The organism is Ekhidna lutea, assembly GCF_900188325.1.
Taxonomy (GTDB): domain Bacteria; phylum Bacteroidota; class Bacteroidia; order Cytophagales; family Cyclobacteriaceae; genus Ekhidna; species Ekhidna lutea.
Genome location: NZ_FZPD01000001.1, coordinates 506881 through 532859, shown reverse-complemented (window position 1 = coordinate 532859; position 25979 = coordinate 506881). Strand labels below are relative to the sequence as shown.

Below are 25979 nucleotides of genomic sequence, written 5' to 3'. Positions count from 1 at the left end.
CAGACAAAAGGATATTAATGAAAAATCAGATACTTAAATACTTCCTGATCACACTCCTAATAATCATTATTGATCAGATTGTAAAAGTGGTCGTCCATTACAATATGGATATGGGCACTAAAGGTCAGATCATGATTTTTGGTGATTGGTTTAAGCTGCATTATCTGACCAATCCTGGAATGGCATTCGGGATGAAGTTAAATTTTGAATATGGTAAGCTCATACTTACAGTATTTCGAATTGGTGCAATGTTCGCGATAGGATACTATCTATATAGCCTCATCAAAACAAAGGCGAATTCAGGTTTAATCATTTGTATTGCCTTGATTTTAGGAGGTGCCATCGGCAACCTAATCGATTCAGTTTTTTACGGTATTTGGTTTGATAATGCGCCGTATGACGCACCCAGTCCCTGGTTTCACGGACAGGTAATCGATATGTTCTACATCGATATTTGGGAAGGATATCTGCCCAACTGGATTCCACTCTTAGGTGGAGATTACATGGCACTTTGGCCGGTCTTCAACATCGCTGATGCGTCCATTTTTGTTGCCATTTGCTTTATTATTATCTTTCAAAAGAGGTATTTCAAGAAAGAAGAAGAAAGCGCGGAAGCCAGCAAACTGGAAACTGAAAACGCATAAATTTTGGCTACATATCACATTCTCAATGGGGACGCACTAAAGGATCAATTTCCTTCTGATCAAATTGGTGGTGAAATCCTTGTGGCACGGGAGTGTTTGATAGATGGCCCGGTTCATGGAGGCACACTTGACGAATTCTTCAAAATCAGATCAGCTTTTATTGCAGAAGCTTACGGTGATCCTGAAGACCGATATACCAATTCGACCATTACGGAAATAAATAAAATAGCTCAGATTCAATCAGGTGAAGTCAACCTTTGGTTTGAAGACGACCTCTTCTGCCAGGTCAATTTTTGGTTTGTTTGCAGTCTCCTTTATTCAAAAAATGTAAAAGTATTTCTAGTCCGACCCAATTCATCTCTTCAGTATGGGTTTGGCGGTTTAAGTAAACAGGAGCTGGTCGAAGCACTTGATCAAAGGCAAGCGCTTACGCAGATCAATGTGAATCAACTTGCTATCTTATGGTTTGCTTATAGAAAAGATAACATTGAGAGACTTTTAAAGTTGGGTGTCCAACTGCATGGTGGTTTCCCCTTTGTGATGGACGCAATAACTGCTCATTTCGAGCGACTTCCTGACGGGGATAATCCTGGAAAACCTCACAAGCTGATCGAAGGAATTTTAAAGGAAAATTCCTCTGCCGATTTTGGAATGGTTTTTCAGGAATTTACAAAAAGAGCACCAATCTATGGATTTGGAGATCTGCAGGTAAAGCGGATTTACGATCAGGTACGAAAATCTAATCAGTAAACAAGTCGATTTCCATTTTCACTCCTATTTAGTTCTGAAGATATATTTTTGGATAAAATCCACAACGTATGTCTAACAACAAAATCAACTTAAAGCATATCCTAATAGAGGCCATCTTGATTGTGTTTACAGTCTCACTTGCGCTGGCGCTCAGTGAGTGGCGACAACAAATCAAAACAGAAAACCTGGTAGATCGAGTACTTATTAGTCTCGGAGAGGAAATGAAAAAGAATGTTGAAAGTCTGAAGACTGCTATCGACTATCATGACACGCTCTTAAATAATCTCCGTTCTGGTAGACATCCCATGGTTGCCGCGTCCCTCGAGGGAATTCCTTTTGATCCACGAAATGACAACCAGTTGACCTCCTTTGTGAAAGATGCCATTGTCTCCTCTTCCTCTACTTTTATTGAGCCTATTGAGGTCATTCATTCGAATGAAAAAAGGTATTTACGGTTAGATAAAACAGTCGGAGAAATCATTGTCACTGATGACTCAGTTTTTGTTTATGGAAACGGAAATATCATTCTGAGATCCGCAGATGTTAGCATAAATTCCTGGGAGCTTGCACAAGCTACAAATACACTTATCGAGATGGACTATGAGATGATTAAGCTGCTGGGAGAGACAACTTCAGCGGTGATTCAATATCAACAGACCACAGATAAAGCCGTAGCTCTATTGTATGGTGATGGAAGTGGTATTCGGTCAGCACTGGAAGATATGTTTTGGATGGAAAAAAATTTACTCGCGAAATGTGAAGAAATTTTGAATTCTTTGGAAGTCAATTAGAGATGCATCAAATTTTTCAAAAAAATTTCTAGATTAGTCCCATGAACAATAAGCCGCGTGTCCTCAAAGCTTTTGAAGCGTTAGATATTGAAATTCAGGAGCAGATCAAATTAGCTTACCCAGAAGGGTTCAAAGAGCACCTCATTAAATTCGTGAATAAGGATGGTGAATATCAAAGCGGCCTTCCTTTTGAGACCGAAGAAAAATATTACCTGGTAAAGATGACCTCAGAAGAAGCCCGTACACTCATCGCTGAAGATGATGATTACGACGATGATGGAAATCTCAGGGATGAGGTTAGAGAGGATTTTGAGGATAAATACGAAGATGATGATGACTTGTAGACGTTAAGCCTCCTCCGTCAAAATCTCAGGTTTCCCTTCTAATGTCTTATGCACAGGACACTTGTCCGCTATTTCAATTAGCCTCTTACGCTGCTCATCAGTTAAATCACCCGTCAATTTTATCTTCCGCTTGATCTGATCAATCTTCCCTTTCGAGCTTTCGCTATTTTCACCATCCTGCTGATGAATTTTATCATGAGTCAGCTTCACTTCTACTTCCTGGAGATCTATTTTCTTATGGTCCGCATACATCCGTAACGTCATTGCTGTACAAGCTCCCAGACCCGACAATAAATAGCCGTAAGGCGTAGGCCCTTCATCCGCACCACCGACACTTGGTGGCTCATCAGCAATCATCTGGTGCCGACCAGCAATTACCTCTGTTGTAAAACCTTTCTCGCCTACTCTTGTCCAAACTTCCCCTTCAGGTGCTTCTTCTTGTACTTTCACATCGATGTATCGGCTTGCCCAACTGGCAATCATAGATCCAGCATACTTAGCATCCGCTTCCTTCATCATGAGGTGATCAGCACCATCCAATGTGATAAAGCTTTTTGGGTGCATGGCCTCCAGATAGATTTCCTGGGCGTTATTGATCCCCACAATATTATCTTGAGGCGAGTGTAGGATAAGAAGTGATTTTCCTAAATTCTTAATGACTCCTTCATCTTTCTTATTTTGAATGTCATCCAGAAATTGTTTCTTCATTTTAAACGTTCGTCCTCCAATATTCACTTCAGCCTCTCCATTTTTTTCCAGTTCTTCTCTACCACTATCGAGCAGATGCGCCACATGATCCGGGGTAGACGGAGCTCCAATAGTTGCCACTGCCTTCACATGCTCGAGTTCACCCGAAACATGCAAGACTGCTGCTCCTCCCAATGAATGACCGACCATGATTTGAGGTGCTTCAAAGTTTTTCTCAAGGAAAGTATAAGCATCTTTCAAGTCAGAGAGGTTGGAGGAAAAATTTGTGTCTGCAAAATCACCCTTACTCTGCCCCAGTCCGGTAAAATCAAAGCGAAGAATCGCCATCCCTTGCTGGGTAAATGCCTGACTAATGTGGTCTACCGATTTCAAATTTTTTGAGCAGGTGAAACAGTGTGCAAAAAGCACAAAAGCCTTTGGTTTTCCGATTAATGGGAAGTCCAGGCGTCCGGAAAGTTCTTGTCCGTCTGTATTTTTGAAACTAACTTTTTTAAATCGCATGAGTTGGGTGTTTTTAATCTATCTTAATGCGGAAACAATTTGAAACCATTTGTGTCATTAAACTAATGATTTCTACTCTGTGAAAAGAATCTTTACCATAGTATACTTATCGATTGTCTGCCAGGCAGCTCTTGGACAAACACTTCATTATGACGTGATAAAGGGCAGCAAAAACCTTGGGAATATGACGGTAGAGCGGATTCAGAAAGAAAATGCGGTCAAGTACGAAATTAAAAGTGAAGTAACTTTTAGGATTCTCTTTTCTTTTACGGTGGACTATGAATCATCCAGTGAATATAAACATGGAAAGCTGATCAAAGAATACACCCACAACGAGTTAAATGGATCTACACAAAAAGAATCAACCATATGGTTTGATGGTGAAAAATATACGTTGGACCTGAATGGAAGCAGGTCAACATTTAAAGGGCCCATCAAATATTCAGTAGCAACCATTTATTTTCAGGAACCAAAAGATGGCCAGAAAGTATATTCCCCCCAGTTTGGCGATTACCTGACCTTCAATGAAGTTGGCAACCATCAATATGAATTAGAATCACCTGACGGCATGAACCTTTACTCGTACCGCAATGGACTTTGTACTGAAGTGAAGGTTTCCAGAGATTTTGCCAAGTTCTATTTTAAGATGACCCCTGAGTCACTGAAAAAAGTCGAAGATAAGAATATCGTTGGCGGCTCACCTGTTGTAGATTAATTCGCTTCCAAGAAAATTTTTCTAACAAGTTTTTACGTAGGTTGTTTAAGCTATAACCAAACAGCATATGTCAAAACCAGAAACGCCTGCTAATGAGCAGGAAAGATTGGAGGCCCTGAAGGAGCTATCCATTCTTGACACACTTCCCGAAAAACAATATGATGACATCACTAAACTGGCATCAGAAATATGTGAGACACCTATTTCTCAAATTACGCTGGTTGATTCCAAACGGCAGTGGTATAAATCCAATTATGGAATAGATGTCAAAGAAGTCTCGAGAGAGATCGGTTTTTGCTCCCATACAATAAATCAGCCAGACCAGATCCTGGTAGTGCCAGACATGCGAAAAGACGATCGCTTTGCCGATAATCCATTTGTGGCAGGGGACCCACATGCTAAGTTTTATGCAGGAATTGCCCTTACTACGCCGGAAGGTCATCCTGTAGGGTCTATTTGCGTCATTGACATGGTGCCAAAAATGCTCACCAAGAATCAGCTCGATTCACTGAAAACGCTCTCTTCCATCATCATTGATTTGTTTATTCTAAATCGCACCAGACAACAATTAGACCTCCATACTCAGGAGTTAAAAACCAGAAATAATGAACTTGAAAAATTTGCCAGCATCGCAGCTCACGACATTAAGTCACCACTGAATAACATTTCTTCTGCCTCAAATCTTATTCAGGTAAAGTATGGTGATGAGCTGAATGAGGGTGTAATTGACCTACTCAATTTAATAAATCGATCATCGCAAAGCCTCTCTGATATGATCAATGACATACTCGAGGTAAGCAAGAATTCATACTTGCTGCAAAATAAACGAGAAATCATCTTCCTCGATAAGTTTGTTCCGGCTGTATTTGAATTGATCGGTGACTCTGAAAATATTTCCTATTCATTTCCAGAGGGTAAGCTGATCTTCACCAATAGAACCGCACTTCGACAAATATTTATCAACTTAATAACCAATGCGCACAAGCACAATGATAAAGATCGAACGGAAATCAAGATTGCTTTCATTGAAAATGAAACCAGCTATAAGTTTAGTGTAAGTGACAATGGGCCGGGGATTGATCCAACGGAATCCAAAAAGATCTTCGACTTATATAGAATGGCGGGTAAAAAAGATAAAGGTCACGGAATAGGTCTGGCTACCGTGAAAAGGCTGGTTGAAAATATGGCGGGTTCCATATCGGTAGATTCGTCTCCTGAAAAAGGAGCGACTTTTACTTTCACTATTGGGAAGTAAGCTTTGCTAATTCTTGAAGAAAGAGTCTACAAACTCCGTCTTATTAAAGACCTGCAGGTCTTTCACTTTTTCACCTACACCAATGTATTTCACAGGGATTTTAAATTGATCCGAAATACCAATCACAACTCCACCCTTGGCTGTTCCATCTAATTTGGTTACAGCAAGTGAAGTAACTTCTGTCGCTTTGGTAAATTCTTTGGCCTGGATAAACGCATTTTGACCAGTGCTTCCATCGAGCACCAGCATTACATCATGAGGAGCTTCAGGAATAAATTTTTGAACCACGTTTTTGATCTTCGATAACTCATTCATCAGGTTCACCTTGGTATGAAGTCTCCCTGCAGTATCAATGATAACAACATCGGCATTTTCTTCTTTGCCACGTTTTGCAGCTTCAAAAGCAACCGCCGCAGGATCGGTGTTCATTCCCTTAGAAACGACAGGCACATCTACTCGCTCACCCCACATAATCAATTGCTCCACCGCAGCAGCTCTAAACGTATCTGCAGCTCCTAAAATAACATTCTTCCCTAATGCTTTGAACTGTGCAGCCAACTTGCCGATGGTTGTGGTCTTACCCACACCATTTACTCCAACTACCAGAATAACATATGGGCCATCTACCTTGGGGATGTCAAAATCCACTAAGTCTTTGGTGTTGTTTTCTGAAAGGAGTCCTGCTATTTCTTCCCGAAGTATTTGATTCAATTCCGAAGTATTCAAATACTTGTCCTTGGCCACTCGTTCCTCAATTCGATCGATGATCTTCACAGTGGTTTCAACACCCACGTCGGAGGTGATCAGCACTTCTTCCAATTCATCCAGCACATCAGCGTCGACAGTAGATTTTCCAACTACTGCTTTATTGAGCTTAGTGAAAAAGTTCTGTTTTGACTTTTCCAGTCCTTTATCAAGAGACTCTTTTTTGTCTTTAGAGAAAAAGCTTTTTAGACCCATAGGATTTACTGGATAAGATGTAAGTGGTGAATATAAAAAAAGCCACTCTGACGTGTGCGTCGGAGCGGCCTTTCCTTTCTTTTAGGATTTAATTTCTTACTTCGCCAATGTATCCTTCACATCACCTTCGAGAACCATCTCTTCCCGGTATGTATAAGATCCATTGTCGCCTTTGATCGCTTTGATCACCTTAGCGTATTTCGCTCCACCTGGTTGCTTAAGGGTTGCTACTACTTTCTTTGCCATGGTTACTTAATTTCTTTGTGTACGGTATACTTTCTCATGATCGAGTTGTATTTCTTCAACTCAATTCGATCAGGAGTATTTTTTCTGTTCTTGGTAGTGATGTACCGGCTTGTACCAGCAAGACCACTGTTTTTGTGCTCTGTGCACTCAAGAATTACCTGGACTCTATTTCCTTTCTTCGCCATTTTATTTTGTCTTTTCCAAAAAATGCCTTCGCAAATGCTACAGCTTTTAAAAAGGAGTGCAAATGTAGAAAATTTCAAGCTTCTAAAGAAACATTAATCGAAATTAATATTTTGACTCCTGAACCCTACATAATCCGATTCGCATAGATGTAAAAATTATTGTCTACATCTAACTCCTTACTCTCAACCTCCATGACCTGATGACTCGTGGTAGGTTTAAGCCACACCTCTTCTTCACCGATTAAAACCTTGACAGGCATATCAAATGATTCAATACAATTTGTCCATCGGTAGATCATTTGGTTTTCTCTTATTGCATATTCCAATACCGGCACACGCGCATCTCTCAAATATTGGTCAAATACATCCGAAAGGTCTACACCAGATTTTTCAGAGATATATGATTCAACCTCTTGAGAGGAAACCATCTGATGATAAAAGTCTTTGTTCAATCCCCTTAAAACAGAACGCCATTTTTCATCGTCATTGACTAACTGTCTCACAGTGTGAAGCAGATTGTTTCCTTTCGGATACATATCCTTGGATCCTTCACTGTTCACATCATAATCTCCAATAATCGTCTCCCGATTGTTTATTCCCAGTCTCAATCCACGGGTATATTCGGATGCAGCTTCCTTGCCATAGAAATACTCCACAAATAAGCTTTCTGAATAGGTAGTAAAACCTTCATGCACCCACATGTCGGCCATATCTTTATAGGTGATATTATTTGCAAACCACTCATGGCCCGTTTCGTGAATAATAATGTAGTCCCATTTTAGGCCCCAGCCAGTACCACTAATATCTTGTCCCAGATATCCTTTTAGGTATTGGTTACCATAGGTTACCGAACTTTGATGCTCCATGCCCAGATATGGAACCTCCACTAACTTATAGCTATCCTCATAAAACGGGTAAGGCCCAAACCAATGCTCAAAAGCTTCAAGTGTTCTGTATGCGTCCTCAAAGTGATCTTTCGCTTTCTCCTTATTGTAGCTCAACACCCAAAAGTCAACATCCAGATTGCCTTTCTCTCCTTTATATTTTGAAGAAATATTTACGTAATCACCAATGTTTACATTCACTCCGTAGTTGTTGATTGGGTTCACCACTTTCCAAATAAAAGTACGGGTGCCGTCCTTATTCTTCTTGATTTTTTCAAGGCGTCCGTTTCCCACCGCAGTAAGTTCTTCCGGAGCTTGAATGCTTAAGGTCATTCCATTGTCAGGTTCATCATACATATGATCCTTGCATGGCCACCACAGACTTGCACCTATCCCTTGATTTGATGTTGCAATAAAATGATTGCCATTCTCATCTTTCTTCCAAGAGTAGCCCCCATCCCATGGCGCACGAATCGCTTCTCTAGGATTACCTTCAAAGTGAATGGTCACACTACCAGTGGTGCCCTTTGTTTGAACAGGTAGCTTAATGAAGTGAGCATTTCCTTCATGTGTAATCTCAAGCTCCTTTTCACCCTGAGTCACTTTGGTTATTTGCATTGGCTCTTGCAGATCAATTTGCATTAAATCAGCTTCTTCCAACACTGCATAAGTTACTTTATTGGTGCCCGAAATAAACTTCTTCTCAGGATCCACAGCAACAAATAAATCGTAATATTTCAGATCCCACCAAACACGCTCAGGCGTAATCGATCCCCTCAATGAATCTTGTCTTGTATAAGATTCTTGCTTGTCAAAAAGTCCTGTTTGAGCACTTGCCTGAATACAGACTAATATGATCAAAATGCTGAGTGATTTTTTCATATTGACAATTTAGCGATCAAAAACCTTTTAATCCTTACCTAATTCGGGCAGAACGAATGACCCTAATGGACTGGTCTCCTGCATCATTTTTTCAATTTCTTCGCTTGTGCGAGGAGCAATATCTGATAGCAGTTCGAATCCATCTTCTGTTATCAATACATCATCCTCTATTCGCACGGCAATCCCCCACCATTTTTCATCACATTTCGCTCCTTCGGGAATATAAATACCCGGCTCAATGGTAATGGCCATATTGGGTTCCAGGTACTCATAGTTGCCTTTATCATGCACATCCAGGCCTATATGGTGGCCCAGTCCATGCGGATAATATAGGTGACGCTGATCAACACTGTCGATGATTCCCAATTCAACCAATCCCTCATTGATGATTCGTCTTGCAATGCCGGCATCCAAATCTCTGGCTATGTTCACGCCAGGCTTACACGCTTGTATTGCCGCCTCCTGAGCCTTATAGACCAAGTCATAAATGGCCTTTTCTTCCGGTGAGAACTTGCCGTCTACAGGTATGGTTCTGGTAACATCTGCAGTATATCCATGATACTCAGCTCCCAAATCCATCAGGATCATTTCGTCGCTATCTATAGAAGGCTTATAATTTTCAATGTAGTGTAGGATGCATCCGTTGTGGCCGGCACCTACTATTGATGGGTATCCTTCATACTCAGCCTGATATTTCTTAAAAATAAACTCATGCATCCCCTGCACTTCAAATTCACTCATTCCCGGACGCATCGCTTTCATCACTTCTACCTGAGCAATACACGAGATATCTACGGCCTTTCTCAAAAGATCCAACTCATCTTCCGTTTTTATCCCTCTCAAATCCTTCATGATCTGGTCGAGGGTTTCCATATCCAGGTTATTCGCCGTTGATTCGATGGTTAAGTCTCCTTCTGTTGGGTAACCTGCTTTTTGCTTAAATGAAACAATCAGGTCGTAAAGATCTCCTTCGGCATTTGTGTCTCTTACATCATTGAAGAAGTCATAAAAAAGCACCTTATCAAATTTTGAAAAATCAATATTGTAGTCTTCAAACTCAGTGTTATTGAAAACTTCGTTGAATGCGAGTTTTTCTTTCACTCCACCGATTCCCATTCTTCGGCCGGTCCACATCTCGGCCATTGCATTTCTAGGCTGAATAAAAATGATTTCATCGTAATTTCCTTCAGGGCCTTCTTGCTCACTTTTAAAAATCATTAAAACAGCATGAGGCTCCTTGTACCCTGTGAGGTAATAAAAGTTCGGGTCCTGATGGTAGATGTAGTCCACATCGTTGGCTCGGTTTCTTACCGGATTGGCGAAAAATACTGCAACTGAATTATCAGGCATTTTTTCTCTTACAAGAGATCTTCTCTCCTGGTGAAATTCACTTGACAAAAAGTCATCTGGTTCGTTTTGACCGTAGGTGGCGAATGTAAATGCTGCTAAAATCAGGGTAAAAAACTTCTTCATCTTGCTTGTGATTTTTTTGGAAGGTTAAATATAGCAAGCAAGCGATCGACAAGTGCAACTTCAATCCAACACTGGTTGGATAGCTGGATAAAAGGCAAAAAAAATCCCGGCGATTAATCGTCGGGATTAAAAATTCTTTTCTAAATCAATTTACTTGATCACCATGCCATTGGCACGTGCTTTTTTCAGCACAGAAGTGATGCCGTTTTTGTTGATCGTTCTAATCGCTGAAGTAGAAACCTTCAACGTAATCCACTTATCCTCTTCAGGAATGTAGAAACGCTTCTTTTGAAGATTCGGATTGAATCTTCTCTTTGTTTTATTATTAGCGTGAGAAACGTTGTTTCCTACTTGTGGTCTCTTACCGGTTATATCGCAAACTTTTGACATCTTTCTAGTCCGTTTTCAAAAATGGAGTGCAAATATCGGGATTTCAACCCAATATGCAAACTATCTCTGCACATTTTCATGATTATATGGACAGTGTAAACAAGCATTGCCACAGCAGTACCCTCTTTTGCGATGATACATTTCTGTGAACACCAGCAGCCCATCTTTGTTAATATAGTAGTCCTCTGGGTGTAATTCCACTTTAAATTGTGCCTCAGCGGTTAAATTATTAATCTTGTAATTATTAGATAAACAGCAAAATTATGATAGAAAACAAAACACTTTCGAGTGAAGAATTAATAAAACTGGAAGATAAGCATGGTGCCCATAACTACCATCCGCTACCAGCAGTATTGGCGAAGGGAGATGGTGTGTATGTCTGGGATGTAGAAGGAAAACAATATTTTGATTTTCTATCTGCTTATTCTGCTGTAAACCAGGGGCATTGTCATCCTGCAATCGTGGGAGCTATGAGCAAGCAAGCTGAGACGCTCACGCTAACTTCAAGAGCTTTCTATAATGACGTGCTTGGACCTTATGAAAAATTCATAACTGAGTACTTCGGTTTTGACAAAGTACTGCCCATGAATACAGGCGCTGAAGCTGTTGAAACAGCCATTAAGCTTTGTAGAAAATGGGCGTATGAGAAAAAAGGAATTGATGAAAATAAAGCCCAAATCATCGTTTGCGACAACAACTTCCACGGAAGAACGACCACAATTGTCTCATTCTCAAACGATCCGGTAGCAAATAAAAACTTTGGGCCATTTACCCCCGGGTTTATCCGAATTCCCTACAATGACCTGGCAGAGGTTGAGCGAGCCGTTCAGGGCGAAAATGTGGCTGGTTTCCTTGTTGAGCCTATCCAGGGAGAAGCAGGAGTAATGGTGCCAGATGAAGGGTACATCAAAAAAGTGAAAGAAATTTGTGAAAAACACGGTGTGCTGTTCATAGCTGATGAAGTTCAAACAGGAATTGGAAGAACAGGCGCATTGCTTAGGGTTTGTGGCGATTGTTCATGCGAAGGCCATTGCGAAAAACAATCAACTTACACTGAGCCTGATATTCTCATTTTAGGCAAAGCACTTTCCGGAGGAGCCTATCCTGTTTCTGCTGTATTGGCAAATGATACCGTGATGGAAGTGATTAAGCCTGGTCAGCACGGCTCTACCTTTGGAGGAAATCCAGTAGCAGGGGCTGTTGGGATGGCTGCTTTAAATGTCATTAGAGATGAAAAATTAACTCAGAATGCCAGAAGGTTGGGTGATATTTTCAGAGATCGCATGAATAAAATGATCGAGAAATCAGAGTTGGTGAACCTGGTGAGAGGAAAAGGCTTATTGAATGCCATTGTGATCAACGACGGTGAAGAAAGCTCAACAGCATGGGATATTTGTGTGAAGCTGAAAGAAAATGGACTTCTAGCTAAACCTACTCATGGTAATATCATTCGATTCGCCCCTCCTTTGGTCATGACAGAAGAACAGCTACATGAATGCTGTGATATTATAGAAAAGACGATACTGGAATTTGAGAAGTAAATCTTTAGTGCCATTAAATACTGAGAGCGAATGTCTTAATTGACATTCGCTTTTTTATTTTTAATAGTTTTAACCCATGGCAAAAAAGCTGTTAATATTTCTTGCTCTCTCTGGACTGTTTTGGAGCAGCTTTTCTCAGGACAATAGCACCTCAGAGATAGAAAAAGAATTAGCCAATTTGTCAGGACTGGATTTGGTTGACTATATCAACAATAATTTCTACGCCATTTATAGTGCTGACTTTGCCCATTCGCTTCAGCTTACACGCAAAGCCGTGAAACTCTCAAAAAAGCTAAACTCTCCCCATAAAGAAGCGCTGGCTCAAAAAAATTATGGAATCATACTGTATCTCATAGGTGACTATGAAACAGCATTACCTGCATATTTACGGTCATATGATCTGTATGACTCGCTAAATGATAAAAGTGGTTTGGCTCAGCTATGCAATGAAATGGCCAACTACTACCAAAAACAAGGAGAAATTGAAAAAGCACTGAGCCTCTGGACAAAGTCGGAACATCTCGCCAAAGAATCAGGTGACTTAAGGACGCTAGGAACTTCCTATGGCATGCAGGCTGCTTTTCATTGGGTTAGAAAAAATTACAAAAAATCAGATCCCCTTTATCTGAAATGTCACGCAATCAGGCTCCAACAAAAAGATAGTGTTGGATTGGGTTATACCTACCTTGATCTTGCTGATATGGAAAGAAGAAAAAGCAATTTTGAAAAAGCAATTTCCTATTTCGATCAATCCACTGAAATAAGAAAAGCCATTAATGACAATCAAGGAGTACTGGAAAACTATAAGGCAATAGCTGATTTTTATTTTCAGACCAAAGATGTTCAATCTGCTATTTCATTCTACACTAAAGCCATTAATGAAAGTAGGGCTTTCGGATACCCGGATTTAGTTCGCAAGTCATTAGACTCATTATCATCGGTACTTGCCATGGCGGGTGATTTTGAGAAATCGTTGTTGGTAAAAGTGCAAGCCGAAAATCTCGAGGACAGTTTATTCAACCTAGAGCGAGCCAAGGTGATTTCGACGCTTCAGGCTAAATACGAAACACAGAAGAAAGAGCAGCAGATTGAACTGCAACAAGCACTACTTGAAGAACAAGAAGCTACCATTTCCAGAAATAGAATCGCTTTAATAGCTTCAGCCACAGTACTTGCGCTCCTAATAGTCATTGGAGCACTTTGGAGAAATAGAATTCGAAAAAAGCAGGAGCTCAAGCTCCAGCAAGTGAAGCTACAAACAAAGGAAGCTGAAATCACAGCTACTATTTCATCACAAGAAAAAGAAAGGGCCAGATATGCCAGAGATTTACATGATGGATTTGGGCAGATGATCTCTATTCTCAATATGAATCTCAAAAGCCTCGAAAACGGATCAAAGCCTGATGAACGACAAAAAGTTTTTGCCTCATCTTCTCAGGTAATTGAGGATATGTATAAAGAACTTAAAAACATCTGTTTTGACCTAATGCCACAAACTTTAATTAAACACGGATTAGAAAGCGCATTAAGGGAATTTGTAGATCGGATCAATGAAACGAGTAAAATAAGCATCGAGCTAAATGTCTTCGGGCTTGATGAGCGCTTAATAGACCTACAAGAAATTTCACTTTATCGTATATCTCAGGAATGGATAAATAATATTTTGAAGTACTCCGATGCAGAAAAAGTGACTTTGCAGATCACAAGAGATGAAGATGAAATTACTTTGTTGATCGAAGATAATGGGACTGGTTTTGATTCCAGATTACTCACCGCCGGAAAAGGTAACGGGTGGAAAAATCTGAATACGAGAGCAAATTTGATTAAGGGAGAGTTGACTCTTGAAACAGAGCATGGAAAGAAGGGTAACGTTTTAATCGTAAACGCACCAAGCAAACTATTAATAAAAAATCAGGAAGAGGTTATTGCTTAGTCATCATCAATTATCCTAAAAAATCCTTATTTAAACGAAAAGACCGAAAGTGGACTTCTACCCAAGAAATTATTTTATCATCTTAGGTAGATGAAACCGTCCGCCTATTTTACACTTATCGTATTGTCAGTCAGCGTATTCGCTCAGGAAATAGATCAAAATCTACTTGAAAAAGTAGCAGAAATCCGCAAAACCAATTGTGACAGTGCACTAGCACTAATCCTTCAGACGAAACTGAAATCCATGCCTGATAGCCGGCTAAAAGCATGGGCATTTCTTGAACTCGGATACACCCACTATTGTCTGGGTTCATTCGATAGTGCTCTAGAGAGCTATCAAACTTCACTAGATTTGTATGTTAGTCTCAATACAAAATCAAAGCCTTCTGAAATTCTCAACTTAATTGGCACATTGCAGAAAAAGCAAGGTGATTTTGACCTTGCTCAAGACTACTTTAATCAAGGGTTAGATTATGCGATTGCTCAGAATGATTCGATAGGTATTGGAAACAGCCTCAACAACATTGGAGTACTGTTATTTCAGCAAGAAAAATTTCAGGAATCCCTTGACTACTACCTCCGCTCTACGGAGGTTAAATCTGCCATTAGCGATACCATTGGCCTAAGTTACAATTATGATAATTTGGGTATGGCCTACACCAAGCTGAATAAAATTGACAGTGCTCAATACTATTTTGAGTTGGCAGCAGAATACAAGCTGCTGATTGGAGATGAAGCAGGCTATGGAATTGTCAAAAATAACATCGGCGAGATGTTCTTCGAACTACAAGAATATGATCAAGCAGAAGTTTATTTCTTGGAAGCGTTAAAGATTGCTCAGAAAGTTTCATACGCTGATTTCGAACAATACGTACTTTCGATGATCGCTACTGTGCAAGAGCAACGAGGTGATTACAAAAAAGCCCTTGCCTATTTTAAAGATCACGTCTCACTAAAGGACAGCCTTTTTAATGACCGCAGAAGCAAACAGGTAGCCGAGCTGGAAACTAAATATCAAACCGAAAAGAAAGAAGCTGAAATTCAAACACAACAAGCCGAAATTCAACAAAAAAATAGTTTTCTCATCGGTGCAGGAACAGCTATTTTCCTCCTTATACTTCTCTTCCTCCAAAATCGACAGAGGACTAAACTGAAAGCTGAAAAATTAGTGGAAGAACATAAGCGGATGGCACGTGAAGCAGAAATCAGAGCAACCATTACATCGCAGGAAAAAGAGCGATCCCGTTATGCCCGTGACCTTCATGATGGATTTGGGCAAATGATTTCAATTTTAAACATGAATCTGAAAAATTTGAACGATGGAGCCAAGCCCAACGAACGCCAAAAGGTGTTTGAAGAGTCTTCAAAAGTGATCGATGACATGTACGGAGAACTAAAAAACATCTGCTTTGATCTAATGCCTCAAACCCTGATCAAAAATGGATTGGAAAGTGCTCTTCAAGAATTTGTAGGTCGTATAAATCAGGCTGGAAATATGAGCATAGAATTAAATGTGTTTGGGCTAGACCAACGCCTTTCCGAGCTGCAGGAAATTTCGCTTTATCGCATTTCTCAAGAGTGGATCAACAACATCCTGAAATACTCAGATGCTAAAAAAGTAACATTGCAAATCACTAAGGATGAAGATGAAATAACACTACTCATCGAGGATGATGGTGCAGGTTTTGACAGGAACCTCCTTACGTCTGGCAAGGGGAATGGATGGAAGAATCTTAATACCAGGACAAACCTCATTAGAGGTAAGTTGGAGCTTGAAACACACCCTGAAACCAGAGGTAATTCCTTAATCATCAACATACCAGTTCAAACTGAACTTCAGAAAGAGGTAGAGCAAAATACCATGGAGATGGTATAGCTTTCAACTCATTCCTTCAACTTCTTTGAACTTATAATTATTGAGGGCTTAGAAGGGAAACCCAATGAATTTGCTATCTTTCATGGGCAGAGACAAACCTGCCAAAATGAACATATTTTTAACCGACGATCACGCCATCCTATTAGGTGGGTTAATTAAAATTCTTTCCGCTGAAGATGATCTTGAAGTCGTTGGCTCTGCTGGCACAGTTGGTGAGACTCTTGATGATTTAACTCGAAAGAAGGTTGACCTACTCATAACCGATTACAACCTGCCGGATGACGATGGACTGACATTAGTTCGGAGGGTGAAGCAGAAATACCCCAACACAAAAATCATTGTGCTGAGCATGCATGATGAAGCACATCTTATCAAAGAAATCCTGAAAGAAGGCGTGGATGGGTACATCCTGAAAAAGGATTCACACGAAGAGTTAGTAAATGCAGTTCGGGCGGTGAAAAATGGAAAAGTGTACCTAAGCTCTGATGTGAATACCATGCTCATGAAAGGTCTGAATGGTACTGAAGAGCAAAAGCTTTTGACCGACAGAGAGCGGGAAATCCTCAAGCTCATCGCTAAAGAATTTACCAACAAACAAATGGCCGAAGAGCTGTTCATCAGCGAACGAACGGTAGAAACTCACCGCAAAAACATCTTTCGCAAAACCAAAACCAATAACCTGGTTGGGCTCATCAAATTCGCCTACGCAAACAACCTTATCTAGTACCTTTTAAAAATCTGGCAGTATTACCTGGGAGGACTAACACAGTAGCCCGAGTCACTCGAAAGGGGATAAGGAATACTCCTACTAGTTATTTATCCATCTACGGGTTTCACGGTATATAAATATCCCATCTGTAGTGGATTTCATGGAAGGTCATATTCGATAAACTTTGATTTAATAAAAATTAACCGCGAATAAACTCGATCAGACATGAAACAATTATTCAAAACAATTTTAAGCTTATTGCTACTTGTAGCACTAAGTCACACAAATGCGCAAGATGCCCTCTGGCAACTTGACTTTGACAGTGAAGTAGAGTGGAACAGTGTTACTGAAAGTGGAATTCTACTAGTAGGCACCAAAGACTTCAAACTTCACGGCGTAGATAGCCGGGATGGTAATATTTTATGGACCAGTGAGGCATTTGAACAAGCCAAGAAGATGAAAGGTCCTGATGGTAAAAAGGTAGAGCCTAAATATGCCTTTGAAAACTTTATAAGAGTACTTACTGATGATGAATATGAGGAAGTATCCGATTATGTGGAACTAAAATTCACCGATGGATATCAATACAGACAATATGCTGTGATCAATATCCAGACAGGCGAAGAAGTAATAAGTCCTCAAATCGCTGAAATGCCAATTATTAAGGTTCCATTATTCGGAGAAATGGCTCAGTTTAACTTTAATGGAACAGGCTACATTCCTGAACTAAGAATGGTGATCATCTCTACCAATTTCGAAGATTACTCTCAAAAAGGAACCCCTACGATTACAATTACAAAAATGGTAGATCTCCTTTCCCAAAAGATCATCTGGACCAATGAAGAAATTGCCGTTAATGGTTTTCCTGCACTACTTGAAGATGGTGATATCGTACTTCCAGGAACTACTCAGATCGCCAAAATGGACCCAAAGACAGGAGATGTAAAATGGGCTTACAATACAGAGCATAGAAAGCAAGTATTCGAAAGTTTCGATTTAAGCCTGGATTTATCAACTGGATATTTCTTTGAAAAAAAGAAAAATAGTGGAACACTATCTGCATTGGACATGAAGTCTGGAAAAAAACTATGGGAGCAAGAATTAAAGCTGAAAGTAGTACCTACCATGTCTGCGATGAGTGATGGAGTAGTTGTGATTGATGACAAGTGGTTCACCATGTATGATCTTCAAAATGGAAGCGTGAAATGGGAGGTGAAGAAAATTGATGGGTATGTTGTTGATCTAGGTGAAAAAGGGATTTTAGCCACATCGAAAGGCAAACAGCTTTTACTTCTCAACAGAAAGAATGGTAATGTTATCTGGGATCAGAAAATCAAAGGGATCAATATTGATCAGATTGCTGCTACAGGAGTTATGTACACCGATATTAAAGGTAGACTTGGCTACATACAATACGATGGAGAACTGATCTGGGATAAGAAAGGGATGCTAGAAGTGCCATCACTTCGATACAAGCCAGAGCTCACAAAAGAGATCATGGTTGTTGATGGAGATCTTTTCGAAATCGATCTTTTGACCGGTGACTATAAGGTGCTCCACAAAGGACTTGCAAAGAAGTTTGAAGGTGAAAATGCTTCACCAGAAAGTGTAGAATCGGTTGCCGGTGGATACCTCTTCATGGATGGCAATAACCTTGTCATGCTTGAGCCCGATGGATCAGTGAGGTTTGCTAAATACTGGGAAGCACCCGGACTGAGTCTGGCAGCTAAGATTGCGTTGAGAGCTGCTCAGGTATCGGTTATGGCAATGGGAGCTGCGGCTCAAATGCAATCTTCTCATGTGGCAGCATATTCAAGGTACGGGACAAATGACTACTACAGTAAAATGTATGCTCAGCAAGCTCAAGATCTTTTTAATGCTGCAGGCCAGGTAGGCGCTGAAGCGAAGAAAAAGTTTCAGGCTACAGTTAGCAAGGGAGACATTCGAATGATCTTAACACGCGTTGGTGAAGGTGGTCAGGGTAAAAGTGCTGGATTAGTGAAAGTAGATCGAAGAACGGGCGAGGAGCTTGGCACTTTATTACTAAGCGACAAGGAGCCAATTTATGACTATGATCAGGTTTCCGGTCAGGTTTTCTTCAAAGCTGACAAAAAGCAAATCATTAGTTATAGTTTCTAAGATTCTCATTAGGGTTAGCGATCAGTCATTTTCCGGCTGATCGCTTTTTATTCTAAAGTCTCCACTGCCATGAAAACCATTTTAGCACTTCTATCCATTCTCATTTCCTGGACTGCTCTCTCACAGCAAAGTGAGTTGATCATCCGACAGGGGCATACCGCAGGGATCAACATGGTTCAATATTCGCCAACCGGTAAATATGTCTATTCTGCCAGCGATGACAAGTCTATCAAAATGTGGGATGTACAAACTGGTATTGATGTAAACACTTTCAATGCGCACGAAGCTCCCGTCAATTCTATCCATTTGTCACAGGATGGAAAGCTCTTGGTAAGTGGTGACCGTAGTGGGACCATCATTCTGTGGGATGCCATTACCGGTGAGGTGAAAACCCAAATTCAGGCGCATGAGGGTTCCGCTAATACGGCGAAGCTTTCAAACGATGCAACTATGATTATTTCAGGAGGTGAAGATGAGATTTTGAAGTTATGGAATACTTCGGGAGACACCATTAAAACCATTTCAGGATTTACTGCACCAATTATGAACCTGGCCATTTCTCCAAGCGGAGACCGAATTGTCACAGGTGGAGGCAAAAACAATGGGGTAGAGGTAAAGCTTGTAGATCCAGAAAAAGGAAAAATTCTTGCTGATGCACTGGATAATGTGAAAGGATCCGGAGCAGCTATCGCTTACACTAAAGCGATCATGACCGGATTTGCTGTGATTGGAAATGTAGCTAACGGGCGGATAGGCAAAGAGTCAACCACCATTTTTGTAATGACCTACTCCAACATTGAGTTCACCAATGATGGAAAAAGAATTCTTTTCTCTCAAAATGTTTTCACACCATTTTTAGCAGAAAAAGGTGAAGAGGAAGAAACCGGTAGCGCCAGTGTTTCCCTTGTGGAGCTAAGCGAGAACCGGAATCATTTTGGTGAAGTATCCAAACCTATCCGATGGCAAATCAATAACCCCAGAGGAGTAGCTGTTCTGAGTCAGGATCAAACCAAAGTCATTGTAAATGAGCAACGATCCATAAAAGTCTATGATATTGAAAATGCTGATTTTCCCGAACCGGGAAATAAAGAGGCCATAAACTATGTGCCTCCGGTCGTAAAAGAAATCAAGAACATCACCAAAAACACCAACTGGCTTGCCTTATCTCCGGATTACCGAACCATTGTTACATCAGATCAAAAGCGACAGCTCAAGCTTTGGGACTATGAAACCGGACGAAAAATCAGAGACATGGAGGGCTATGTTCAGCCGGCACTGGCTGTAGACGTGATGCCTGACGGAAAACACATTTTAGTTGGATCGCTGGATCGGGACATGACCATGTGGGACATTACAACAGGTACTTTGGTCAGAACTTTCGACAGATCATCCGATATCAATCACATCGATGTATCCAAAGATGGAAAGTATATGGCTACCACTGCCGTTAACACGTCCTTTATGAAAATTTGGAATTTCAAAACCGGACGACTTTACAAGACATTAAAAGAGAAAAAAGACAACATCGTATGGGTGAAGTTCAACCCTGAAGATGAAGATAAAATCTGGGCACTCACCGACGCGAATGACCTAAATGAATGGTCTGTCACGGATTACAAAAGCAAAAAATCAAAAGAGGATTTTCAATCATTAGAAGACAAATTCAGTCGAGGAGACTACTCTATTCGGTTTGATGGATATGATGTGACCATCAAAAAAGGCAATCAGAAAATTATCAACGACACTCAGCAAGGTATAATTACCGATGCTGTTTTTAGCATGGATTCAAGGTTTGCCATTACCACCAATGAATCAGGAGAAATAGCACTCTATAACCTTCAGCAAGGCAAAAAAACCATAAGCATGGCTCTTATTGAAGAGGGTGGATTTATCGCTTACACCCCCGACTTTCATTATACTTCTTCAAAAAATGCTGCTAAGGCGATTGCATTCAAAGAAGGGAACAACGTATTGCCATTTGAGCAATTAGAGCTCAAACACAACCGACCTGATGTCATTGCTAAAACACTTGGCTATGCTTCAGAAAAACTTATCGCCTCCTACGAAGCTGCATATAATAAACGCTTAAAGCGATTAGGTTTCAACCCGGCCGATCTATCTACTTCAAATGAACTACCAAAAATGGATGTTGATATGCTTTCCATTCCGTTGGAAACAGATCAGCGAACACTGACTTTTTCGGCTAAAGCAACTGATGAAAATCAATCCATAAATCGACTACAGGTTTACATCAACGATGTTCCGGCTTTTGGTTCGAACGGTATTTCGGTTGCACCATCAGCCTCTATTACAAAAGATATCTCCGTCGAGTTGGGCAAAGGGCTGAATGAAATCAAAGTCACAGCTATTAACAGTAAAGGATTGGAGTCTCTGCCAGAAACTTTCGAAGTACAGCTAACCACCGATTTTGATAAGCCGGATCTTTATCTGGTTTCCATTGGAGTATCTCAATATCAGCAATCCCAACATAACCTGGCATTTGCTGCCAAGGATGCAGGAGACATCATTTCAACCATGAAAGGTTCATCTGAATATGAAAATGTGTTCGAAAAACTCATAGTCAATCAAAATGCAACGGATGCCAACATTCAGGCCATCCGAAGTTTTGTAGAGCAAGCGCAAGTGGATGATGTAGTTATGATATTCATTGCCGGGCATGGCGTGTTGGATAAAGATTATACCTACTATTTCGCTACCCACAACATGGATTTTAACAATCCATCAAGTGGTGGGCTATCCTACGAACAACTACAAGCATTGATTGACGGGATCAAATGCAGAAACAAACTCCTGATGATGGATACGTGCCATGCAGGTGAATTAGATGAAGATGACATAGAGGAAGCTGAAGAATCCATTAGCTCCGTGGGTTCTGTAGCCTTTCGCTCTGCCGGATCACTTGTGAAGTTGAAAGAAAACAGCTTTGGACTGGACAATACCCTGGAGTTATCCAAAGCACTTTTTAGTGACATGCGAAAAGGAACAGGAGCAACAGTCATATCTGCTGCTGGAGGTACCGAGTTTGCTGCTGAAGGAGTAAACTCTGAGAATGGGCTTTTTACCAGCTGCCTGATTCAGGGTTTTTCAACCAGACGTGCTGACATCAATAGAGATCGTGACTATCGGGTATCGGAAATCAGGCAATATGTAGGTGAGCAAGTAATCTTATTGAGTAATGGCAAACAGGTGCCTACCTCAAGAGAAGAAAATATTAGAAACGATTTTAAGGTTTATTAAAAATGAAATGAGTCCCGAGCATTCGGGACGAATTCCATGTGACCGCTGAAAACAAATAACTACACATGAAATACACATTCGTCATACTTGTACTAATTGCCTTTCAAGGCCAAAGCCAGTCGTACACGGTCATCCATACTATCGGAAAAATCTATGATACCCAGTCAGGTTCTTATCTTTCTAAGGGGACCAAAATTTCAGAGGATGCGAATCTGAAATTTGAAACGGATGATGCAAGAGCTGCAGTTTTAAGCTCGGAAAGAGGTCGCTTTGTGATCCAACAAAACAGCTCTTCCACCTCACAAAGTGATGCGGTTTACGCTTTGACTTCAGTGATCTCACCGGTGAGAGGACGCTTGAGTACCAGAGCCGGATCCATCAACAACACATTAGATTTTCAAAAGCATTTCAATGAAGGCCCGATTGCACTGCTTGGCGATTCATATTTCGTGAGTGTTTCTTCCTCTGCTTTCCCAATGTCAGAAAGCAAGTTCTTCTATGTACAGTATCAGTATGCGAATGAAACGATCAATAAAAAGCTTGATAACGATGGAGAAAACCTTGTATTTGATTTGAAAGAATTCTTTTCCATAGATGGAAACTCTATCAATCCTGAAATGGTGAAAGATGCTAAACTCCTCTATTACAATACCGAAGAGCAAGCTTCCACTTTCATTACAAAAATGGATTTGGCTTATGTATCAGATGAGCAGCTCAAGTCACTAAATGAGCAGTTTCCTGATGATGCAAACGCCTTACTGGAAATTATCAATTCGATATACGGAAAGTGCACAGAAGAACAGCTTAAAAAGGCAATCTCCAATTTCTAAATTTTGAAAAAGCCGATACTCATATTGCTGATTGTGGTGAATACCATCATCATGATGGCTTTCACATTCTACTTGATGAAGCTACCGTGGCTGGCCGGAGATGAGAAGTTTCTAATATGGAGCACTACGGCACTAAATTTTGCCAATCGTGAACGTCCGGATTCGGAAGACTTTGCATTAATTAATACTTCGTATGATTTACAGTTAATTGATCGATACGATGAATTTGGGTTCCCTGTCGGCAATCAGGCAATCACAGATCGTCAAAAATTAGCCCAACTTCTCAAAGTGATTAATGATGGTGATTCCAAGCCCAAATATGTCATCATCGACGTTCATTTTGTAGACTCTTCATCGTACGATGATGAACTGGAGCTAGAGCTAAACAAGCTGGACAATGTCATTCTATCTGCTCATATCAACGAATACGATGAGGTGGAAAAGCCATTATTTCAAGACGTCAATTTCGGAATCTCAGACTACCTGATCGGGAGTGCTTTTGATGGAGTTTATAAATACCAACTCATCTACAACGATACTTCCAAGCTACTCCCTCTTAAGGTCTATGAGACCATTAATAATATAGAGGTCAGCAAAAGAGGACCATTTCTAAACGTGGGACGGGAATGGACGCTAAATAATTTTATCATGAACTATCGTATTCTTCAAAAAGATATTTACGATCTCGAGGCTGGATTCAATCCGGTAAGTCTTGGTGAATTACTCTATCTCACTGACCAGGACATTCAGCAGTTCGTTGCTGATAAAGTGATCGTGATTGGTGATTTCTTTGAAAACGACATGCATGAGACGGTGCTGGAAATAACTGCCGGCCCTCTCATTCTCCTTAATGCCTTTCTTTCGTTAATCCACAACGATACCATCATCAATCCATGGTTTTTTCTCCTTCTCGCTGCTGCCTATGGCTACTTAAGTTACATGGCCTTTGCCGAAGGAGACCTAATTGAACAAAAAATTAAGAAACTTAAAAGTTTAAAAATGACCCGGTATCTGGCAGGTTTTGCAAGCTATTTTTTGATTTTGACGATCACCTCAATCCTTACCTTCTGGCTTTTCAATATTCACATCAATGTCTTCTTCATTGCCATCGCATTTTATATCCTGGATCGATTGTCAGCACTAATTTTTTACAGAACCAGCCCCTCAAAAAGTTAATCATGAATTTTTGGTGAGACTGATTCATGACTGAGGCCCTGGTTCCGAACATTGTGGAATCGGGGTTTTTCATTTCATATACCAATTATCACGGATATTCAAATACCGTCTGAAAGGGATTGAAAAACCTATCCATTGGTTTGACATTTGAAATAAAAAAATGAATTGGAAAGCAATAACGTTTATAGCGTGTGCTCTTTTTTTCGCTTGTGGAGAAGACGAGTCATGCGGTGAAAAAGGAAATGCCAATGGAGAGTGTCTTGATGTAGCCATTGATTATGATGTATTCGATTTAGGTGGAAATAGACCTACACCAACAAGCTCAGAATACATGCTGATAACGTATCAATTTGGACCAGGAAGCCCGCGATTTAGTTTTGCAATATGGGCGAATCAATACAACGATAATACCTTCGATTCCGAAGGTGAGAATTATGTGTTTGAACTAGGTAAAGGATACAATTCTGCCACTATGACATTTAATGGTGATTTCAATACAACAGGAAAAGTAACCACTACTTTTTCAAAAATAGATAGAGGTCAAGGGCTTGTGTCAGGGTCATTTACCTGGGTTCAGGATGCAAATGATTTTGTGGATGCAGATTCCTTTACAGGAACATTTACGGATGTCTCTGTGAGCTTTGATTAGCGACCAATTTTAAAGTCACAAAATAACTCCAACCCTCATCAAATTTTGAAGAGGGTTTTTTATTGCTCTGCCTTGAGTATTATTGCATCTAATCACAATTTGAAGATTTATGGCAGACGTAAGGCACAACTGGACACTGGAGGAAATCTCTGAAATTTATCATAAACCACTCATGGAATTGGTATTCGAAGCAGCTACCATGCATCGAAAATATCATGATCCAAAAGAGGTGCAAGTAAGTAGCTTGATCTCCATCAAAACCGGTGGGTGTCCCGAAGATTGTGCTTACTGTCCACAAGCAGCTCGTTACCATACAGACGTGAAAGTGCACAAGCTCATGGAGGTAGAAGAAGTGCGTGCTCAGGCCGAGTCTGCCAAAGCAAACGGTGCTTCCAGAATGTGCCTGGGTGCGGCTTGGAGAGAGGTGAGAGATAATAAAGACTTTGATAAAGTACTGGACATGGTGAAGACCGTGAACAGCATGGATATGGAGGTTTGCTGCACACTGGGAATGGTGTCTGAAGAGCAGGCAAAAAGATTAGCTGATGCAGGCCTCTTCGCTTACAATCACAACATAGATACCTCTGAAGCATTTTACGATGATATCATCAGTACACGGGAATATGATGATCGTTTGAAAACCATTGATAATGTGCGTAAAGCGAAGATTAGTGTATGCTCAGGCGGTATCATCGGAATGGGAGAGTCTGCAGAAGACCGAATGGGAATGCTATTGACGCTAGCGAATATGGATCAGCACCCTGAGTCTGTTCCGGTAAATGCATTGGTACCGGTAGAAGGAACACCACTTGCCGAACAGCCACGAGTTGCCGCTCACGAATTGATCCGCATGATCGCAACCGCACGATTAGTGATGCCGGCTTCTGTGGTAAGACTTTCTGCTGGGCGAGAAGGCATGAGCCTGACCGAGCAAGCGCTGTGCTTCATGGCCGGAGCGAATTCCATTTTCGCTGGAGACAAATTGCTTACCACTCCAAACCCTGACTTCAACGACGATAAGGAAATGTTTGACCTATTAGGATTGCAGCCAAGAGAAGCATTTAAAGAAGTCAAAAAAGAAACTGAAGTCGAGGCATAATTCCCCCTTGAGGGGACAACAGGGTGTCAACAAAGGAGGGTT

At 40.7% G+C, this 25979-nt stretch carries 24 protein-coding genes; 16 read left to right on the top strand and 8 right to left on the bottom strand.

The window, feature by feature from the left end; genetic code table 11:
- Positions 1–17 precede the first annotated feature (17 nt).
- From CHB71_RS02325 to CHB71_RS02310, 4 genes are all read left to right on the top strand, one after another.
- Complete coding sequence (locus CHB71_RS02325; protein ID WP_089355265.1) at positions 18–644, top strand: lipoprotein signal peptidase; 627 nt, start codon at positions 18–20, stop codon at positions 642–644.
- Positions 645–647: 3 nt separating this feature from the next.
- Positions 648–1394, top strand: a complete 747-nt coding sequence (locus CHB71_RS02320; protein ID WP_245811202.1) for a DUF1835 domain-containing protein — start codon at positions 648–650, stop codon at positions 1392–1394.
- A gap of 68 nt (positions 1395–1462) precedes the next feature.
- Positions 1463–2185, top strand: a complete 723-nt coding sequence (locus tag CHB71_RS02315) for a hypothetical protein (RefSeq protein WP_089355263.1) — start codon at positions 1463–1465, stop codon at positions 2183–2185.
- A 41-nt stretch (positions 2186–2226) separates the two neighbouring features.
- Positions 2227–2529: a hypothetical protein gene (locus CHB71_RS02310; protein WP_089355262.1), complete on the top strand. Its 303-nt coding sequence runs from the start codon at positions 2227–2229 to the stop codon at positions 2527–2529.
- Positions 2530–2532: 3 nt separating this feature from the next.
- On the opposite strand, the gene CHB71_RS02305 is transcribed toward CHB71_RS02310, so the two are convergent.
- Positions 2533–3738 (bottom strand): bifunctional alpha/beta hydrolase/OsmC family protein, encoded by a 1206-nt coding sequence (locus CHB71_RS02305; RefSeq protein ID WP_089355261.1) that lies wholly within the window; start codon positions 3736–3738, stop codon positions 2533–2535.
- Positions 3739–3817: 79 nt separating this feature from the next.
- On the opposite strand from CHB71_RS02305, the gene CHB71_RS02300 reads away from it, so the two are divergent.
- Entirely contained in the window at positions 3818–4453 is a 636-nt protein-coding gene (locus tag CHB71_RS02300) for a DUF6134 family protein (RefSeq protein WP_089355260.1), read from the top strand.
- A 67-nt stretch (positions 4454–4520) separates the two neighbouring features.
- On the top strand, positions 4521–5708 hold the full coding sequence (locus CHB71_RS02295; protein WP_089355259.1) for a GAF domain-containing sensor histidine kinase: 1188 nt from the start codon (positions 4521–4523) through the stop codon (positions 5706–5708).
- A 6-nt stretch (positions 5709–5714) separates the two neighbouring features.
- Here the strand turns inward: CHB71_RS02295 and ftsY are convergent, their stop codons facing one another.
- The 7 genes from ftsY to CHB71_RS19245 form a co-directional block, all read right to left on the bottom strand.
- Positions 5715–6668 carry a signal recognition particle-docking protein FtsY gene (gene ftsY, locus CHB71_RS02290; protein ID WP_089355258.1) on the bottom strand — a complete coding sequence of 318 codons (954 nt, stop codon included), beginning with the start codon at positions 6666–6668 and terminating at the stop codon, positions 5715–5717.
- A gap of 96 nt (positions 6669–6764) precedes the next feature.
- Entirely contained in the window at positions 6765–6914 is a 150-nt protein-coding gene (locus CHB71_RS02285; RefSeq protein ID WP_089355257.1) for a DUF4295 family protein, read from the bottom strand.
- 2 nt (positions 6915–6916) lie between these two features.
- Positions 6917–7099, bottom strand: a complete 183-nt coding sequence (gene rpmG, locus CHB71_RS02280; protein WP_089355256.1) for a 50S ribosomal protein L33 — start codon at positions 7097–7099, stop codon at positions 6917–6919.
- Between the two features lie 125 nt (positions 7100–7224).
- Positions 7225–8865 carry a M1 family metallopeptidase gene (locus tag CHB71_RS02275; RefSeq protein ID WP_089355255.1) on the bottom strand — a complete coding sequence of 547 codons (1641 nt, stop codon included), beginning with the start codon at positions 8863–8865 and terminating at the stop codon, positions 7225–7227.
- Between the two features lie 27 nt (positions 8866–8892).
- On the bottom strand, positions 8893–10338 hold the full coding sequence (locus tag CHB71_RS02270) for an aminopeptidase P N-terminal domain-containing protein (protein WP_089355254.1): 1446 nt from the start codon (positions 10336–10338) through the stop codon (positions 8893–8895).
- A 150-nt stretch (positions 10339–10488) separates the two neighbouring features.
- Positions 10489–10728: a 50S ribosomal protein L28 gene (gene rpmB, locus CHB71_RS02265; RefSeq protein ID WP_089355253.1), complete on the bottom strand. Its 240-nt coding sequence runs from the start codon at positions 10726–10728 to the stop codon at positions 10489–10491.
- A gap of 60 nt (positions 10729–10788) precedes the next feature.
- Positions 10789–10929, bottom strand: coding sequence for a DUF5522 domain-containing protein (locus tag CHB71_RS19245; RefSeq protein WP_179213284.1), 141 nt, complete (start codon positions 10927–10929; stop codon positions 10789–10791).
- Between the two features lie 62 nt (positions 10930–10991).
- Here CHB71_RS19245 and rocD point away from each other — a divergent pair, with 62 nt between their 5' ends.
- The 10 genes from rocD (at position 10992) to bioB (ending at position 25937) form a co-directional block, all read left to right on the top strand.
- A complete protein-coding gene (rocD, locus tag CHB71_RS02260) occupies positions 10992–12269 on the top strand; it encodes an ornithine--oxo-acid transaminase (protein ID WP_089355252.1) in 1278 nt (425 codons plus the stop codon).
- A gap of 76 nt (positions 12270–12345) precedes the next feature.
- Entirely contained in the window at positions 12346–14202 is a 1857-nt protein-coding gene (locus CHB71_RS02255) for a tetratricopeptide repeat-containing sensor histidine kinase (RefSeq protein WP_089355251.1), read from the top strand.
- Between the two features lie 90 nt (positions 14203–14292).
- The gene (locus tag CHB71_RS02250; protein ID WP_089355250.1) at positions 14293–16077 is read left to right on the top strand and encodes a tetratricopeptide repeat-containing sensor histidine kinase; all 1785 of its coding nucleotides are present in this window, start codon (positions 14293–14295) and stop codon (positions 16075–16077) included.
- Positions 16078–16183: 106 nt separating this feature from the next.
- The gene (locus CHB71_RS02245; RefSeq protein WP_245811201.1) at positions 16184–16801 is read left to right on the top strand and encodes a response regulator; all 618 of its coding nucleotides are present in this window, start codon (positions 16184–16186) and stop codon (positions 16799–16801) included.
- A gap of 210 nt (positions 16802–17011) precedes the next feature.
- Entirely contained in the window at positions 17012–18925 is a 1914-nt protein-coding gene (locus tag CHB71_RS02240; protein WP_089355248.1) for an outer membrane protein assembly factor BamB family protein, read from the top strand.
- A gap of 69 nt (positions 18926–18994) precedes the next feature.
- Entirely contained in the window at positions 18995–22183 is a 3189-nt protein-coding gene (locus CHB71_RS02235) for a caspase family protein (RefSeq protein WP_089355247.1), read from the top strand.
- A 65-nt stretch (positions 22184–22248) separates the two neighbouring features.
- Entirely contained in the window at positions 22249–23013 is a 765-nt protein-coding gene (locus CHB71_RS02230; RefSeq protein ID WP_089355246.1) for a hypothetical protein, read from the top strand.
- Between the two features lie 3 nt (positions 23014–23016).
- Positions 23017–24189: a CHASE2 domain-containing protein gene (locus CHB71_RS02225; protein WP_144017305.1), complete on the top strand. Its 1173-nt coding sequence runs from the start codon at positions 23017–23019 to the stop codon at positions 24187–24189.
- 160 nt (positions 24190–24349) lie between these two features.
- Positions 24350–24838 carry a hypothetical protein gene (locus CHB71_RS02220; RefSeq protein WP_089355244.1) on the top strand — a complete coding sequence of 163 codons (489 nt, stop codon included), beginning with the start codon at positions 24350–24352 and terminating at the stop codon, positions 24836–24838.
- Between the two features lie 109 nt (positions 24839–24947).
- Complete coding sequence (bioB, locus tag CHB71_RS02215) at positions 24948–25937, top strand: biotin synthase BioB (protein ID WP_089355243.1); 990 nt, start codon at positions 24948–24950, stop codon at positions 25935–25937.
- Positions 25938–25979 lie beyond the last annotated feature (42 nt).